1 protein-coding gene is annotated in these 248 nt (G+C 64.9%); it reads left to right on the plus strand.

All coding sequences use genetic code 11. The features are described from left to right. The coding region (locus tag BN358_RS23640; protein ID WP_255346895.1) for an FGGY family carbohydrate kinase at positions 1–248 on the plus strand (248 nt) is incomplete at both ends.

A 248-nucleotide genomic window follows, 5' to 3' on the forward strand; every position in this document is an offset into this window, starting at 1 on the left:
CGTCATCGACGCCTACTTCTCGGCGTCCAAGATCCCGTTCGTCTTCGACGCCGTCCCCGGAAGCCGGGAGCGGGCCGAGCGCGGCGAGATCGCCTTCGGCACGATCGACACCTGGCTGATCTGGAACCTCACCGGCGGCAAGAGCCACCTGACCGACTACAGCAACGCCTCCCGCTCCATGATCTTCAACATCAAGACCCTGGAGTGGGACGAGCACCTGTGCAGCGAGATGGGCATCCCGATGGCCG

It is taken from the genome of Sedimentibacter sp. B4 (assembly GCF_000309315.1).
Classification (GTDB): Bacteria; Bacillota; Clostridia; order Tissierellales; family Sedimentibacteraceae; genus Sedimentibacter; species Sedimentibacter saalensis.